Genomic DNA, 15,359 nt, shown 5'->3' on the forward strand with positions numbered 1-15,359 from the left:
TTGCTTCGCATGACAATTTTATGACAAAAAACGTGATAAGAAAATTAAATATTTCACAAATATTTCATGAAGTCATCGTATTGTCATAATTGGATTGTAGAGTTGCGGCATTAGAAAATCCCCCCTTGCAATCGAATCTTGAGGTGAATATGCAAATCAATCGTGTTATTAAAACTTTAGTCGCTATGGTAGGTGTTGCAGCGTCAATCAATGTTGCGCAAGCTGCTGATATTACTGGTGCTGGAGCAACATTCCCTTATCCGATTTATGCAAAGTGGGCTGATGCTTATAAAAAAGCAACAGGTAACGGATTGAATTATCAGTCTATTGGTTCTGGTGGTGGTATTAAGCAAATTAAAGCAAAAACGGTTGATTTCGGTGCTTCAGATATGCCACTGAAGGCAGATGAATTGAATACGGAAGGTTTGATTCAGTTCCCGGCAATTATCGGTGGAGTCGTGCCTATCGTAAACTTGGATGGTGTTGCACCAGGCAAGATGAAAATGACGGGTGAGGTTCTGGCTTCCATCTATCTAGGCAAAATTACCAAGTGGAACGCACCAGAGATCGTTGCAATCAATCCGGGTCTGAAGCTGCCAGCGGAAGACATTACCGTCGTTCGCCGCTCTGATGGTTCTGGTACAACGTTCCTGTGGACAGATTTTTTGAGTAAAGTAAGCCCGGAATTTAAATCCACAATCGGTTCTTCCACTGCAGTTAAATGGCCTGTTGGCTTGGGTGGTAAGGGTAATGAAGGCGTGGCCGCTAACGTTCAGCGTATCAAAAACACCATTGGCTATGTTGAGTACGCGTACGTGAAGAAAAATAAAATGGTTTATACGCAGCTGAAAAATGCAGATGGTCAGTTTGTCGAGCCAGAAGATGATAGCTTTAAAGCCGCCGCAGCAAATGCTGATTGGGCGAAAGCACCTGGTATGTTCTTGGTGCTCACCAACCAGCCAGGTAAAGCATCCTGGCCTGTGACTGGTGCTTCATTTATCTTGTTGCACAAATCTCAGGATAAACCAGCTGAAGCAAAAGAAGTATTGAAATTCTTTGACTGGGCTTTTAAAAATGGTGCAGAAATGGCGGTTGAATTGGATTATGTTCCATTGCCTCCAGCACTGGTGAAGCAAATCCAAGAAGGCTGGAAAGCAAATATCAAGGATGCATCTGGTAAAGCTGTCTGGTAAATCAGGATTCACCATAGTTAGTGGTCAAGTTTATTTTTGTATTTAGTTGAACGATTCTTGCAAAGGCAATTCGATCCGTGTTGAATTGCCTTTCAGTGAAAAAGCACCTATGCCAACTCCAATGTCCTCTGTCAATATGACCGTACCTTCAGCAAGTCCTAGCATTTCCAGTCCAGATTACTCACAAAGTAACCAACTCAGTGATGAAAAGCTGGCTAAAGTGATGCGTCGCCAACGTTGGCAAGATTTCTTTTTCCATAAATTAACTCTGAGTTTCGCCGCTTTTGTGTTGGTGGTTTTGCTTGGAATTATTTTCTCGTTGTTTATGCGCGCCATTCCTGCGATGCAGGAATTTGGTCTGGCATTTATCTCTACCGTAGAGTGGGATCCTGTTAATGATAAATACGGTGGTTTGATTGCGATTGTTGGTACGCTCACAACTTCTATCATTGCGTTGTTGATTGCCTTTCCGGTCAGCTTTGGTATTGCTTTGTTTTTGACTGAGATTTGCCCTGCCTGGCTCAAGCGTCCATTGGGCACTGCGATTGAACTATTGGCTGGCGTGCCAAGTATTATTTACGGCATGTGGGGTTTGTTTATTTTTGCACCCCTTTTTGCGAAATATATTCAGCCAGTCTTACACGCGACATTGGGTAATTTACCGGTCATTGGCGCTATGTTCTCAGGGCCTATGATAGGTATCGGTATTTTGTCTGCCGGTATTATTTTGGCGATTATGATCATTCCATTCATCTCTTCAGTCATGCGCGACGTGTTCGAAGTTGTTCCACCAGTGTTGAAAGAATCTGCTTATGGTCTGGGTTGTACAAAATGGGAAGTGGTTCGCAAAATTGTTTTGCCTTATACCAAAATCGGTGTAGTTGGTGGCGTCATGTTGGGTTTAGGGCGTGCCTTGGGTGAAACCATGGCGATTACGTTTGTGATCGGTAACGCGAATCAATTGTCATGGTCACTTTTCGCCGCCGGTAATAGTATCGCATCGACATTGGCGAATGAATTTGCGGAAGCTGAGACTCCACTACACGTGTCATCATTATTCTTGTTGGGTTTAATTTTGTTCGTGATCACATTCATTGTGTTGTCTGCCGCTAAATTAATGTTGTTGGGTCTGAGCCGTAAAGAAGGAACAAAATAATGAACGACACGTTGACACAGTCACCTGATAACCCGGTCTACCGTCGCCGTTTGTGGGTGCATAGAGTTGGGATCTTTTTATCATCTGCAGCGATGGCACTGGGCGTCGCATTCTTGATGTGGATTTTATTTACATTGTTAATTAAAGGTGTGTCGGCAATTAATTTTGCGATGTTCACCGAAAGCACCCCAGCGCCTGGTAGCGAAGGTGGTGGTTTGATGAATGCGATCGTTGGTAGTTTTATGATGGTCGGCAGTGCTACATTGATTTCTACTCCTATCGGTATTCTTGCTGGTATCTATCTGGCGGAATACGGCAACAAGAGCATGTTTGGTGCCGTTACACGTTTTGTTACTGACATTATGTTGTCTGCACCGTCGATCGTTATTGGCCTGTTTGTGTACGCAATCTACGTTGCAAACGTCAAGCATTTCTCGGGTTGGGCAGGGAGTATTGCGATTTCTTTGATTGCGATTCCTGTAGTTGTTCGCACCACTGATAATATGTTGGGGCTGGTGCCAGCTAGTCTCCAGGAGGCAGCATTTGCACTTGGTGCGCCACGTTGGAAGGTGGCTCTGATGATACGTTTGCGTGCTGTAAAAGCGGGCGTGATTACCGGCATTTTGTTGGCTGTTGCGCGGATTTCCGGTGAAACAGCGCCATTGTTATTTACCGCGTTGAATAACCAGTTCTTTAATGGAAATATGAATAAGCCCATGGCAAACTTGCCAGTGGTAATTTATCAGTTTGCAATGAGTCCTTACGATAATTGGCGTGACCTTGCCTGGGGCGGTGCTTTACTCATTACGTTTAGCGTTCTGGGTCTGAATATTTTGTCACGTACATTATTTAATCAAAAATCACAGCATTAATCTGGACATCGATATGACTACTACACCAGCAAATACACAAAAAAAAGCAATCGAGATTGATGGGCTGAATTTTTTCTACGGAGCTACCCGTAGTTTGCGCGATATCAATTTAAATATTTTTGATAAAAAAGTGACGGCATTTATCGGGCCTTCAGGCTGCGGTAAATCAACTTTGTTGCGTACTTTGAATCGCATGTATGACTTGTATCCAGGTCAACGTGCCGAGGGAAAAATTATCTATAAAGGTAAAAATATTCTGGACGCTGATCAGGATATTAATCTGTTGCGCGCCAAGGTTGGTATGGTGTTTCAAAAACCAACACCTTTCCCTATGTCTGTCTACGACAATATTGCGTTCGGTGTGCGTCTTTATGAAAATTTGTCGAAAGGCGAAATGGACGAACGCGTTGAATGGGCATTAAAAAAAGCAGCGATCTGGACTGAAGTGAAAGATAAATTACACAAAAGTGGTTTGAGCTTATCCGGTGGTCAGCAGCAACGTTTATGCATTGCTCGTGGCGTTTCTGTGAAACCAGAAATCTTATTGTTAGATGAGCCGACGTCAGCACTGGATCCTATTTCTACGGTAAAAATCGAAGAACTGATCAGTGAGTTGAAAGAAGAATATACAATCGCCATTGTGACACATAACATGCAACAGGCGGCACGTTGCTCTGACTATACTGCCTATATGTATTTGGGCGAATTGGTTGAGTTTGGCGAGACGGATCATATTTTCATGAATCCGGTGAAAAAAGAAACTCAAGATTACATTACCGGCCGTTTCGGTTAATAACCTATCCTTAGTGATACAGAATTCAGGAGACTACCTTGACTGGCGAACATTCTTCAAAACAATATGATCATGACCTTGAGACGATACGCTCTAAGGTATTGTTAATGGGCGGGCTCGTGGAAAGTCATTTCCATGATGCGATGTCATGTTTTCGCACTGGTAATGCTGATCAGGCCGAGGCGGTCATTCAATCCGATCTGGAAGTCAATCGCCTTGAGGTTTCCCTTGACGATATGTGTAGCCACCTGATTGTTAAGCGTCAACCTGCAGCAAATGATTTGCGCACAGTAATGGCGACAGGAAAGGTGATTACCGACCTCGAGCGTATTGGTGATGAATCAACGAAGATTGCTCGGATTTCCAAAGAGGCGCATGCTAATCGCCGTGGTACTGCAATGTTTAATGGTTATGAAACAGTGCGCGTGCTGGCTGGCAGTGTCGCCGACATGTTGCATCATTCATTGGATGCGTTTGCCAGACTGGATGACGCCAAAGCGGTGCAATTAATCGCACAAGATGCAATTATTGACAATGATTTCCGTTCTATCATGCGTAATCTGATCACATTCATGATGGAAGATCCAAGCACGATTACATCTTCTCTGAATACCTTGTGGGTTGCCAAAGCCATTGAGCGTATTGCAGATCACGCAAAAAATATTGCTGAACATACGATTTATATCGTTGAAGGTAAAGATATCCGACATTCTGATTATGTCGCAATTAAACAAGATCAAAAAGTTGATAACGGATAATGGCTGCTGATACCACAATATTAATCGTCGAAGACGAGCCTGCAATTGTTGAGCTGGTGAGCTTTACCTTGCGTGCTGCCGGATGGAACACATTTTCCGTCAACAACACGGCAGACGCTTGGGATTTTATCCAGCGTCGTACGCCACAACTGATTTTGCTGGACTGGATGTTGCCTGACCAAAGCGGTTTACGCTTGTTATCTAAAATTCGTTCTGATCGTCAGTTCAATGAAATTCCTATCATCATGCTCACTGCTAAAAGCATGGAAGAAGATAAGATTGCCGGTCTCGATCACGGCGCTGACGACTACGTTACAAAACCATTTTCACCGCGCGAGCTGACTGCCCGCATTAAAGCTCTTTTGCGACGCAAGAGCCCTGAACATTCACAGACAGCTTTAACTGCAGGAACTGTTGTGCTTGATCCGGTCAGTTGTACAGTAAAAATCGAAGAACAAAAAGTCGATATCGGGCATGCTGAATATAAGCTATTAAAGTTTTTTATGGCGCATCCTGAGCGTGTATTCTCACGCAGCCAATTGCTCGATAAAGTCTGGGGTGATCACGTGGTGATTGAAGAGCGGACTGTAGACGTTCACGTTTTGCGTTTGAGAAAAGTATTGAAATCAGCCGAGTCTTTGATTAAAACAGTACGGAGCGTCGGCTATATGTTGTCTGAGAAGTAATCTTAAAATTCTGTCGGGGGGATGCTGTGCTTACTTTAAATCCTCCTGGCTCGCATTCTATTAAATGTAGATGAGTTGTAAATGAGCGCTAATGCAATCTACTGGCTATTGTTGATTGCATTACGATCCCTCTGAATCTTAAGACATTAAGATCTTCAGACTGATAAGACTTATTTAAGAAGACATATTGTTCTTTTAGTTCTCTATCCATACTCCCAATTAAAAAAATATCAGGGATATTACATGTCGTCTCGCCTTATATTCTGGATTTCGAATTCAGTACGTATTTTGTTAGTGGCAATGGGCACTGCGGCTGCTTGTTATATGTGGGGTACCGTTATAGGTTTGTTGTTGGGTATCCTGGCAATGGCATCGTTGGTACTTGTGCAACTCTTTTATCTGCAACGACTGGCAGACTGGCTCGATCATCCCACTAGTTCCCGCTTACCAGACGGCTGGGGTGCATGGACTGATATTTTTTCCAGATTGTATAAACTACGCCGTGGCGACGAAAAAAATCAAACAGAACTCACTGAATGGTTAGCGCGTTTCCGGCAGGCGATGACCTTGTTGCCTGACGGCGTGGTGATTATGGATGACGTTCTGTTTCTAGAATGGTGTAATCCCGCCGCTGAACGCCACCTTGGATTGAGTCTGACAAAAGACAAGGGTATGCGCGTAACCAATCTGGTGCGCAGTCCGGAGTTCATGGACTATATTATTCTGGGGCGCTACGACACTCCTTTGACCTTATCATTTCGCGACCGCAAGCTGATTGCGCACATTATTCCATTTGAAAACCGCCGGCAAATTCTGGTCACGCATGACGTTACAGAGTCTGAGCGTATTGATATGATGCGGCGCGATTTTATTGCCAACGCTTCGCATGAATTGCGTACCCCTTTGACGGTGATCAACGGTTTTTTAGAAATTGCTTCATTGCAGCCGGATCTCGATATTCCTACCAGAAATGCGCATTTGAAGTTGATGTCCGAACAGGGCGAGCGTATGCAGCGTCTGGTTGAGGATATGCTGACATTGACACGGCTCGAGTCGATGGATCATCTGTTGAGGACGGAATCAATTAATATGCGGGGGCTGCTTGAGCAAATTTTACAAGAAGCTCATGCACTTTCTGCTGGTCGACACAAAATCACGCTTGATTGTCAGGGGCCGGATATTCGTGGAAGCACCGATGAAATTCGTAGCGCATTGACCAATCTGGTCACAAATGCAATCCGTTACACTCCAGAGCACGGTGAAATCCAAATTCAGTGGTGCAATGCCCCGCAAGGCCCTAAATTTCTGGTGATCGATAATGGCATAGGAATTAGTCCGGAGCATATTTCGCGATTGACTGAACGCTTTTACCGCGTCGATAAAAGCCGCTCGCGTGAAACTCAGGGAACAGGCTTGGGCTTGGCGATTGTCAAGCACGTTTTATTGAGACATAACGCGAATTTATTCATTGATTCCGTGCCTGATCAAGGTAGTAAATTTGCAGTTCAATTCCCACCGGCAATTGTCATTGACGCCTAAAAATATAAAATCGTTGTTATTCAAGCATGCCAGAATGTATAAATTTTGTTATACCTGGCTTGTTATGGGTTCTAAATACGGTACACTCAAACTAATTTGAGATTATTAAACAGGTCGTTGGCGAACTGGGTTCGGCGTGGGAGGATGTTCAATGGAGATGAACGTTTTAGTGCTTGACGATGCGCAGATCAACGTGACCCTGTTGTGTCTTTTACTAAAGAAAATAGACAATTGTAATTCTGTTTCTTTTATAGAGCCTGAGCCTGCTTTGCTCTGGTGTGCTGGTAATGTCCCTGATTTAGTCATGGTCGACTACATGATGCCGACCATGGATGGCGTTGAGTTTATACGACGTTTCCGTGAATTACCCGGATGCCATGATATCCCCGTGTTGATGATTACTGCCAATAACGAGTTGGCATTGCGTTATCAAGCCTTAGATGTTGGCGCAAATGATTTCCTGATCAAGCCTATTGATAAAATCGAATTTTTGGCACGCACCAAAAATATGCTGGCATTGCGCAAGAGTCAACGCTTCCTTGAAGATCGAGCCATTTGGCTGGACGTTGAAGTTAAAAAGGCCACGTCTGAAATTCGCGCTCGAGAGAGAGAAACGATCTTCCGTTTATCCAAAGCCGCAGACTCCCGCGACCCAGAAACCGGTGCCCATATTTTGCGTATGGCGAATTATTCCAGAATCATTGCCGAACATCTTGGATTGTCAGAAGCTGATCAGCAATTGTTGCTGGAAGCCGCTCCCATGCACGACATTGGCAAGGTAGGTATCCCTGATAGTATTTTGCTGAAACCTGGCAAGCTCACAGTCGATGAATTCACGATCATGAAACGGCATGCTAGCCTGGGTTATGAAATTCTTGCTGGTAGTAGCTCGGAGATGTTAAATGCGGGGGCCGTTATCGCTTTAGCTCACCATGAAAAATATGATGGCAGTGGTTATCCTGGAGGTTTGAAAGGCGATGATATTCCCTTGTTTGCGAGAATAGTCGCCGTTGCGGACGTATTTGACGCACTTACTTCCGAACGTCCTTATAAGGCAGCGTGGGAAATAGATAAAGCCCTTGCTTTTCTCGAAGAAGGTGCAGGACATCATTTTGATCCCAAGTGCATTGCAGCTTTTAATGCTGGCTTGGAACAAATTCTCGAAATTAAAAATCGCTACCGCGAAGAAAACGACGACAAAAAAACTTTTGGCGCTGAGTGGAATTTGTAATCGTTTCTATTTTTCAAAAATTATCAAAATTTATCGTGTCTGTGGCAATACCCTATGCAAAAACGATGTAGATCATGGTCTGCGTCAAATCTCTCAATTTCGTGAGCTGAATATGAAAATATCACAAATCGCAATTCAGGATATTTCTGGGATCGTTGGAAAGCTATCGCACTTAGCAGAAATCTCTCCGCAGTTAATACTGGTCTTTGGCTGCGTTGAGCATTTTTCTCATCCGGATTTTTTTCGAATACTGAAATCTGCGTTTCCTGCGGCAGAGATGGTCGGCTGCACCACGGCTGGGGAAATATCTTCCGCGGTAGTCAGCAATTCGACATCAATCATTACGGCAATACATTTTGAATCAGCGAGTTTTCAGGTGGCAACGGCTGAACTCAAGGAGATGGATGCATCCTTTCAGGCCGGTAAGGTATTGGCACATCAATTGCAATCGTCAGATTTAAAGGCGGTTATGTTGTTCGGGCAAGGGGTAAATATCAATGGTAGCGCCTTGATTGAGGGAATGGTGAATGTTCTTGGGACCAGCTTGCCGGTTACCGGTGGTTTGGCTGGTGATGATGGGGCATTTTCTAAAACGTTCATTCTTTCACCTCAAGGTGTGTCGACGTCTGATGTCGTAGCAATTGGCTTGAAAGGCGAAAAATTACTGTTCTCACATGGTAGCTTCGGCGGGTGGAGGGCTTTTGGTCCAACCAGGAAAGTAACAAAATGTGTGGGTAACGTTCTATATGAACTTGATGGCAATCCTGCACTCGATGTGTATAAGCGCTATTTGGGCGACTATGCAAAGGATTTGCCTGGTTCGGGTTTGTTATTCCCATTCGAAATGCTAGGTGATAGTCGCGAATCATTGGGGCAAATACGCACTATTCTTGGCATCAACGAAGGTGATGGAAGTTTGATTTTAGCTGGTGCGATTAACCCCGACGGTTACCTGCGTTTAATGCACGCGCATACCAATGATTTGGTCGATGGGGCTGAAATGGCAGCGCATGCAACAGTAGATGGCTTACCAAGCCCAAGCGGACAGAGTTTGGGTTTGCTGGTTAGTTGTGTAGGGCGAAAATTAGTGATGGGTGGACGCGTCGACGAAGAGGTTGAAGCTGTTCAGGACATCCTGGGAAAAAATACAGTCCTGTGTGGTTTTTATTCGAACGGTGAGATTTGCCCCGGATATAAGTTGGAAGCATGTAGCCTACATAATCAGACGATGACCATAACCTATTTGGCTGAGTTAAGCTGATGCCACACAAGCTATCTTCACGCCAGTACAAAAGGTTGCTTGGCATCGCAGATGAAGTTCAACTTGAAGCTGTATTGTCAGAATTTGAAACGCTGGCGTCTACTGAGTTAATCAGTGCTTCAGCAAAAAACGCGCTTGCAGGTTTCCGGCAGTTTTTATCGCATGTTGAGGAAACCTACCATCAGGCCGATCGCGATTTGGCGTTGGGAAAACTTAGTCTGGAGTTGAGTTCCAATGAATTGAGTCAGGCGAATGAAACCTTAAGGCAAGATGCTGAGGCACGTCAGCAGGTGCTGGTAACTTTACGCAATACCACCAATCAAGTTCTTGCTCAATTGGGTAAACATCTTGATGATGATCGTAGTCTTGAAGGCTTGTCGCAATTATTGTCCGGCCTGGTTACCGAGTTACTCGACGCCAGAAAAGATGTTCAACGTGCCTTAGCAGAGGTTGAAAAACAAAAATTTGCGCTTGATCAGCATGCTATTGTCAGCATCACAGATGCAAAAGGCACCTTGATCTATGCAAATGAAAAATTTTGCACCATCAGTAAATTTGAAGCGAAAGAATTGATCGGTCAAAATCACCGCATCGTCAATTCTGGTTTCCACAGCAAAGAATTTTTCCAAAATCTGTGGCACACCATTCAATCCGGTAATGTGTGGCATGGTGAAATCCGCAATGTCGATAAAGAAGGAGGATTTTATTGGACCAATGCAACCATCGTGCCTTTCCTGAATCAGGATAATCAGCCTTATCAATACATCTCAATTCGCACTGATATTACTGAGCAGTTACGCTTACGTGAAAAAATTCAGACTAGCCAGCAATTGTTGCAAAACGTCATGGATACCCTTGGGGAGGGCGTCTATACCCTCGATGCCAAAGGATTCTGTACGTTCGTAAATCCTGAGGCAGGAAAAATACTCGGTTATCACGCCTCTGAGCTACTTGGTCAGCGTATGCATGACCTTATTCATGCGATTCAACCAGATGGTCGCTGTGTGGAAATGAAAGACTGCGCAATTGATCAGGCAGTGTCAGCGGGTAAGGTATTCCGATCAGAGTTGGAGTATTTTCAGCACCGATCCGGCATTTTGTTTCCGGTAGCGATTGTTGTTTCGCCTATTTTTGAACATGGCATTATTGTTGGATCGGTGGCGGCTTTTCAAGATGTTTCCAGTCGGATTAAAGCTGATAAGGCGCTACGCGAAAGTGAAACTAAGCAACGCATGTTACTTGATCACGCCGCCGATGCAGTGTTTGTCGCCAATACACAAGAGCGTTGGACCTATGTGAATGACCTTGCGCTTAATATGTTAGGTTACGTTAGGGAAGAGTTAATTGGTCAAAGTATTTATGATTTACTTCCTCGCGAACAGCGTGAAAAAATACAAAAAAGTTTCTTGCATCGCCTGTTAGAACAAAAATTTATACGTATAGAAATTTCACTATTAAAGAAAAATGGCGAATTAGTTCCAGTGGAGTTAAATGCTGCTTTACTTCCCGATGGCAGCATCTATGGTTCTTGTCGTGATATTACTGAGCGTCAGCGATTTGAGTCTGCATTGATACAGGCAAAGGAAGATGCGGAGGCGGCCAACACCGCCAAGAGTGAATTCCTGGCCATGATGAGTCATGAGATCAGAACGCCCATGAATGGCATCATAGGAATGACCGAACTGGCTTTGGATTCTTATCTTGCACCTGAGCAAAGAGAATATCTCGAGTTAGTTAAATTTTCTTCTTATTCTTTACTCGGCATCATCAATGATATTTTGGATTTTTCCAAAATTGAATCGGGCAAAGTAGTACTTGAAAAGATCGATTTTGAAATCCGTGAGTTACTTGCCTCTTGCCTTAAGGCGTTGGCAATCCGAGCTTCTCAAAAAGGCATCGAGTTAGTTTATAAAATTGACGGTGCAATTCCTGATGTTATTCTTGGTGACCCCGGGCGCTTGCATCAAATTATTACTAATTTAGTTGGGAATGCCATTAAATTTAGTGAGCAAGGTGAAATTATCCTTGACGTTCAGCTTGTCCATCAAAGCACGGAATCGCTCGATATTTACTTCTCGGTGACGGACCACGGTATTGGTATCCCTTTGGATAAGCAAGCAAGTATTTTCAGTGCGTTTAGCCAGGCCGATGCATCGACGACCCGTAAATATGGTGGTACCGGTCTCGGGCTTACTATTTCCTCTCGTCTGGTGCAAAGTATGCACGGGATATTAGAGGTCAATAGCGTGCTCGGTAAGGGGAGTACGTTTTATTTTACCGCTCGCTTTGAAGAGGGCGTAGGCTTTATATCTGAAGTTGCAGTGCCAAATGTTTCTGGTTTGAGAGTGTTAATTGTTGACGATAATGCGATTAACAGACATTTTTTCTCAGACACTTTAAAAAAATGGGGTATGCATACGGTTGCAGTGAGTTCCGGTGCTGATGCCTTGGCGAGACTATCTGACGAAAAAGTAGGTGAAAATTGTTTTGATCTTATTCTTCTCGACGTCTGCATGCCAGAGATGGATGGATTCCATTTTATACAGGAGCTACAAGCCGTTAATGGTTGTGTACGGCAAAAAGTCGTTGTCTTGTCTTCTGCGGGGTCACCGGATGATGCACGTAAATGTCGGGATATGGGAATACGAGATTACGTAACTAAGCCTGTTAGTCAGCATGAGCTGTTGGATTCAATTGTTACCGCTATGTCCGGCAATGCGTCACGAGGTATCAGAAAACAAGTGCCGGCTTCGGAAATATCGCCTGGCTTGGCACCGTTAAAAATAATGGTAGTTGAAGATAATCTGGTCAATCAAAAGCTGGTTTTGTCTTTGTTGAAAAAATGGAACCATACCGCTGTGCTTGCTGAGACTGGTCTGGTCGCTTTGGAGAAGTTTCAGCAAGAAAATTTTGATCTGATTTTAATGGACATGCAAATGCCCGAAATGGGTGGAATAGAAGCAACTCAACAGATAAGATCGTTAGAGGTGCAGCAAAAAGATCGCAAACATACACCTATCATTGCTATGACTGCAAATGCAATGCCCGGTGACTGGGAGAGGTGTCTTGACGCAGGGATGGATCATTACCTATCCAAACCGATTAAAGCCGCACTTTTGCAAAACTTCTTGAGTCAGTACCAGCAGCTCGCGTCACCGATGGTAATAGAGAGGAATATAAACATGACTGAAGTATCGTATGAGCGCACAGCGGAGTTCCCCCATTTTGATTATGCACATGCTTTGCAATCAGCGGATTCAGAGATTGTTCACATTATTGGACATTCATTTCTTGACGTGTGTAATAAGTATATTGCAGAACTCTCTGATGCTGTCACAGCTAAGGATCCAGAACTCTTGCATCGCTCCGCACATACGATGAAAGGCGTCGTGGGTAATTTTTGTGCTTATCCCATAGAGGAATTAGCCTTTAAGTTAGAGCAGAAAGGTAAGGATAAGAATTTCGAAGGCACATCAGAATTACTGACTGAAATTGCTGGAGAATTAAAACTGTTGACCGTGGAATTGAAAAAATTTCTGGATGCTTACGCCAATCTGGCTTCTGAATAATGAGCATTTTTTTAGGTCAATTTATCTTCCAAAATTGTCCCGCTTGCATCACAGTTGCGTATGTCATTTAATAAAAATGCCGCAGCTGAATAACCGCTGTGGCATTTTTAGTGAGTGTAGATTTTATTTGACGATTGCCTGAGTACGCTCCGTTAGCCAGTTCAGTGCGGCACCTGAAACGCGTGAGCTTAAACGTTCAAATACCAGTGCGTGGTAACCGTTGATCCATTTAATTTCATCTTCTCTCAACATGCCGATGTTCATACAGCGCGTGTCGATAGGGCAGAGGGTCAGCGATTCAAATTGTAAATATTCACCAAACTCAGTTTGCATAGCAGAAATGTTCAGCAGAAGGTTCTCGATACGAACACCCCATTGATTAGGGCGATAAATGCCAGGTTCATTCGATGTAATCATGCCTTCTTCCATTGCGGTATGTGCTTCCGGAAGAGCTGCTGAAATCGATTGTGGGCCTTCGTGAACGTTGAGGAAGTAGCCAACACCGTGACCAGTGCCGTGGCCATAATTGATACCTTCAGCCCAGATCGGAGCCCGTGCCAATGAGTCCAGCATCGGTGATGGTGTGCCACGTGGGAACACTGCTCTGGACAAATTGATCATCCCTTTCAGAACGAGCGTGAAATCACGCTTTTGTGCCTCTGAAACTGTTCCAATAGGCATGACACGGGTAATGTCCGTCGTACCATTCAGATATTGACCACCAGAGTCGATCAACAGTAAGCCATCGCCTTCAATGACTGCGTGTGATTCTGGTGTCGCTCTGTAGTGCGGCATGGCGCCGTTGCCATTGAAGCCAGCGATAGTGCCAAAGCTTGGTGAAATAAAGTGGGGTTGGCGTGCACGTGCCTCACAGATTTTTTCATCGATGGTGAGTTCAGTGATGCGCTCTTTACCTAAAGCACCTTCTAACCAACTAAAAAATTCGCACAAGGCGGCGCCATCTTGTTCCATGGCTTCACGGATAAATGCTGCTTCTTGTGCATTTTTGCGTGACTTCATAAAAACGGAGGGATTGATCGCATCGACTACACGCATACCCGCTGGAATCGCTTGCTGAAATCCTAGTGTGATACGGCGTGGATCGATCAGAATGCTACTATTGGCTGGCAAAGCTTTAAGTGCATCTGCTGCGTTATTGTAGCTGGCGATCTTGACATGATCTTGCGCAAGAATTGCTTGTAAAGCAGGAGGTATTTTGTCGTCCGCTACAAAGATAGTTGCGTCATTCATTCCTATCAATGCGTGTCCCGCGAATACTGGGTTATAGCTGACATCGCTGCCGCGTAAATTGAATAGCCACGCCAGATCATCGACGGTTGAAACGAAGTGCCATTCAGTGCCTTTGGCGCGCATTTGTTCGCGTACCAGTACTAATTTTTCCTGACGAGAAATGACCGCGAACGGAGCAAGATGTTCAAAAATCGGTGACGAGGGTAAGCCAGGTCTGTCGCTCCAGATTTCTTGCAGTAAGTCGATATTCGTTTTTAAATGTATTGCTTTGGCTTTTAAATTTTGCTCAAGAAGCCGTGCAGTCATGAGCCCCAGCACCATGCCATCAACGCTAACGGTTTGTCCTGCCAGGAGCGATTCCGTCAACCAGTCTATATGCGCGGTTGAGCCAGCGGACGCTATTTTCATCATCTGTATGCCAGTTGGCGCAAGTTCTTTTTCTGCCTGACTCCAGTAGCGGCTATCGACCCATAAGCCAGCAAAATCAGCTGTTACGATCAAGGTGCCGACGGAACCCGTGAAGCCTGAAAAATAACTACGTCCCTGCCAGCGATCCGGTAGATATTCAGATAAATGCGGATCTGCAGAAGGAATGATGGTGGCATCAATACCATGTTGCTTCATGGCGCTGCGCAATTGCAGCAAGCGGGCAGGAATCGACGAGGTGATGGCGTTAGGGCTGCTTGGGCTGTTCATGACATGTTCTTTCAGGAGTACGTATCTACAAATGCTTATTCAAGTGGACTAGTATACTTGAAGTGAATTTTGATGCGCCGAATATGCCAATTTCGTCATTTTCTTAAGTATTCACGCATAACTTCTGAATTGCAGTGGAAAAATTTCTGGATGCGCCTAATTTAATGCTGAAAGCCAAGGGCGGGTACAACCTACCAATATAAGCTAATCGGTAAGCTCAGCGAAGGCTGCACCCGCCGTGCAGATTTTGCACTTATTGAAGTGGCAAGAAAATACCGCTGTACTTTTTAAACACGCAGACATAAAAAAATTGGCGGTCTGAATTGTCTATTCGGACCGCCAATTTATGAGAAC

The 15,359-nt window shown here is 44.4% G+C and carries 11 protein-coding genes; 10 read left to right on the forward strand and 1 reads right to left on the reverse strand.

The genetic code is table 11. From position 1 onward, the window contains the following. The first annotated feature begins 149 nt into the window (after positions 1–149). The 10 genes from pstS (at position 150) to H8K32_RS16130 (ending at position 13,058) form a co-directional block, all read left to right on the forward strand. Complete coding sequence (pstS, locus tag H8K32_RS16085) at positions 150–1,193, forward strand: phosphate ABC transporter substrate-binding protein PstS (RefSeq protein WP_186913572.1); 1,044 nt, start codon at positions 150–152, stop codon at positions 1,191–1,193. Between the two features lie 223 nt (positions 1,194–1,416). Further along, the gene (gene pstC / locus H8K32_RS16090; RefSeq protein ID WP_390311783.1) at positions 1,417–2,349 is read left to right on the forward strand and encodes a phosphate ABC transporter permease subunit PstC; all 933 of its coding nucleotides are present in this window, start codon (positions 1,417–1,419) and stop codon (positions 2,347–2,349) included. Further along, positions 2,349–3,221, forward strand: coding sequence for a phosphate ABC transporter permease PstA (pstA, locus tag H8K32_RS16095; protein WP_186913573.1), 873 nt, complete (start codon positions 2,349–2,351; stop codon positions 3,219–3,221). The genes pstC and pstA overlap by 1 nt, the downstream gene beginning before the upstream one ends. Positions 3,222–3,234: 13 nt before the next feature. Then, positions 3,235–4,014, forward strand: a complete 780-nt coding sequence (gene pstB, locus H8K32_RS16100) for a phosphate ABC transporter ATP-binding protein PstB (RefSeq protein ID WP_186913574.1) — start codon at positions 3,235–3,237, stop codon at positions 4,012–4,014. 38 nt (positions 4,015–4,052) lie between these two features. Then, positions 4,053–4,772, forward strand: a complete 720-nt coding sequence (gene phoU / locus H8K32_RS16105) for a phosphate signaling complex protein PhoU (protein WP_186913575.1) — start codon at positions 4,053–4,055, stop codon at positions 4,770–4,772. Next, entirely contained in the window at positions 4,772–5,458 is a 687-nt protein-coding gene (gene phoB, locus H8K32_RS16110) for a phosphate regulon transcriptional regulator PhoB (protein WP_186913576.1), read from the forward strand. The genes phoU and phoB overlap by 1 nt, the downstream gene beginning before the upstream one ends. 243 nt (positions 5,459–5,701) lie before the next feature. Continuing rightward, positions 5,702–6,997, forward strand: coding sequence for a phosphate regulon sensor histidine kinase PhoR (phoR, locus tag H8K32_RS16115; protein ID WP_186913577.1), 1,296 nt, complete (start codon positions 5,702–5,704; stop codon positions 6,995–6,997). A 151-nt stretch (positions 6,998–7,148) separates the two neighbouring features. Then, on the forward strand, positions 7,149–8,228 hold the full coding sequence (locus tag H8K32_RS16120) for an HD domain-containing phosphohydrolase (RefSeq protein ID WP_343068047.1): 1,080 nt from the start codon (positions 7,149–7,151) through the stop codon (positions 8,226–8,228). Positions 8,229–8,340: 112 nt separating this feature from the next. Beyond that, positions 8,341–9,489 carry an FIST signal transduction protein gene (locus tag H8K32_RS16125; protein ID WP_186913578.1) on the forward strand — a complete coding sequence of 383 codons (1,149 nt, stop codon included), beginning with the start codon at positions 8,341–8,343 and terminating at the stop codon, positions 9,487–9,489. After that, a complete protein-coding gene (locus H8K32_RS16130; protein ID WP_186913579.1) occupies positions 9,489–13,058 on the forward strand; it encodes a PAS domain S-box protein in 3,570 nt (1,189 codons plus the stop codon). The genes H8K32_RS16125 and H8K32_RS16130 overlap by 1 nt, the downstream gene beginning before the upstream one ends. Before the next feature lie 123 nt (positions 13,059–13,181). Here H8K32_RS16130 and H8K32_RS16135 read toward each other — a convergent pair whose 3' ends face one another. Next, positions 13,182–15,005, reverse strand: a complete 1,824-nt coding sequence (locus H8K32_RS16135; protein ID WP_186913580.1) for an aminopeptidase P family protein — start codon at positions 15,003–15,005, stop codon at positions 13,182–13,184. Positions 15,006–15,359: the final 354 nt, after the last annotated feature.

It is taken from the genome of Cognatundibacterium jejuense, from assembly GCF_014284255.1.
Taxonomy (GTDB): Bacteria; Pseudomonadota; Gammaproteobacteria; order Burkholderiales; family Burkholderiaceae_D; genus Undibacterium; species Undibacterium jejuense.

Coding starts and splice junctions, on each gene's coding strand:
- pstS (WP_186913572.1), top strand. CDS start 150: ATGCAAATCAATCGTGTTATTAAAACTTTAGTCGCTATGGTAGGTGTT.
- phoB (WP_186913576.1), top strand. CDS start 4,772: ATGGCTGCTGATACCACAATATTAATCGTCGAAGACGAGCCTGCAATT.
- H8K32_RS16135 (WP_186913580.1), bottom strand. CDS start 15,005: ATGAACAGCCCAAGCAGCCCTAACGCCATCACCTCGTCGATTCCTGCC.
- H8K32_RS16120 (WP_343068047.1), top strand. CDS start 7,149: ATGGAGATGAACGTTTTAGTGCTTGACGATGCGCAGATCAACGTGACC.
- pstB (WP_186913574.1), top strand. CDS start 3,235: ATGACTACTACACCAGCAAATACACAAAAAAAAGCAATCGAGATTGAT.
- pstA (WP_186913573.1), top strand. CDS start 2,349: ATGAACGACACGTTGACACAGTCACCTGATAACCCGGTCTACCGTCGC.
- phoR (WP_186913577.1), top strand. CDS start 5,702: ATGTCGTCTCGCCTTATATTCTGGATTTCGAATTCAGTACGTATTTTG.
- pstC (WP_390311783.1), top strand. CDS start 1,417: ATGCGTCGCCAACGTTGGCAAGATTTCTTTTTCCATAAATTAACTCTG.
- H8K32_RS16130 (WP_186913579.1), top strand. CDS start 9,489: ATGCCACACAAGCTATCTTCACGCCAGTACAAAAGGTTGCTTGGCATC.
- H8K32_RS16125 (WP_186913578.1), top strand. CDS start 8,341: ATGAAAATATCACAAATCGCAATTCAGGATATTTCTGGGATCGTTGGA.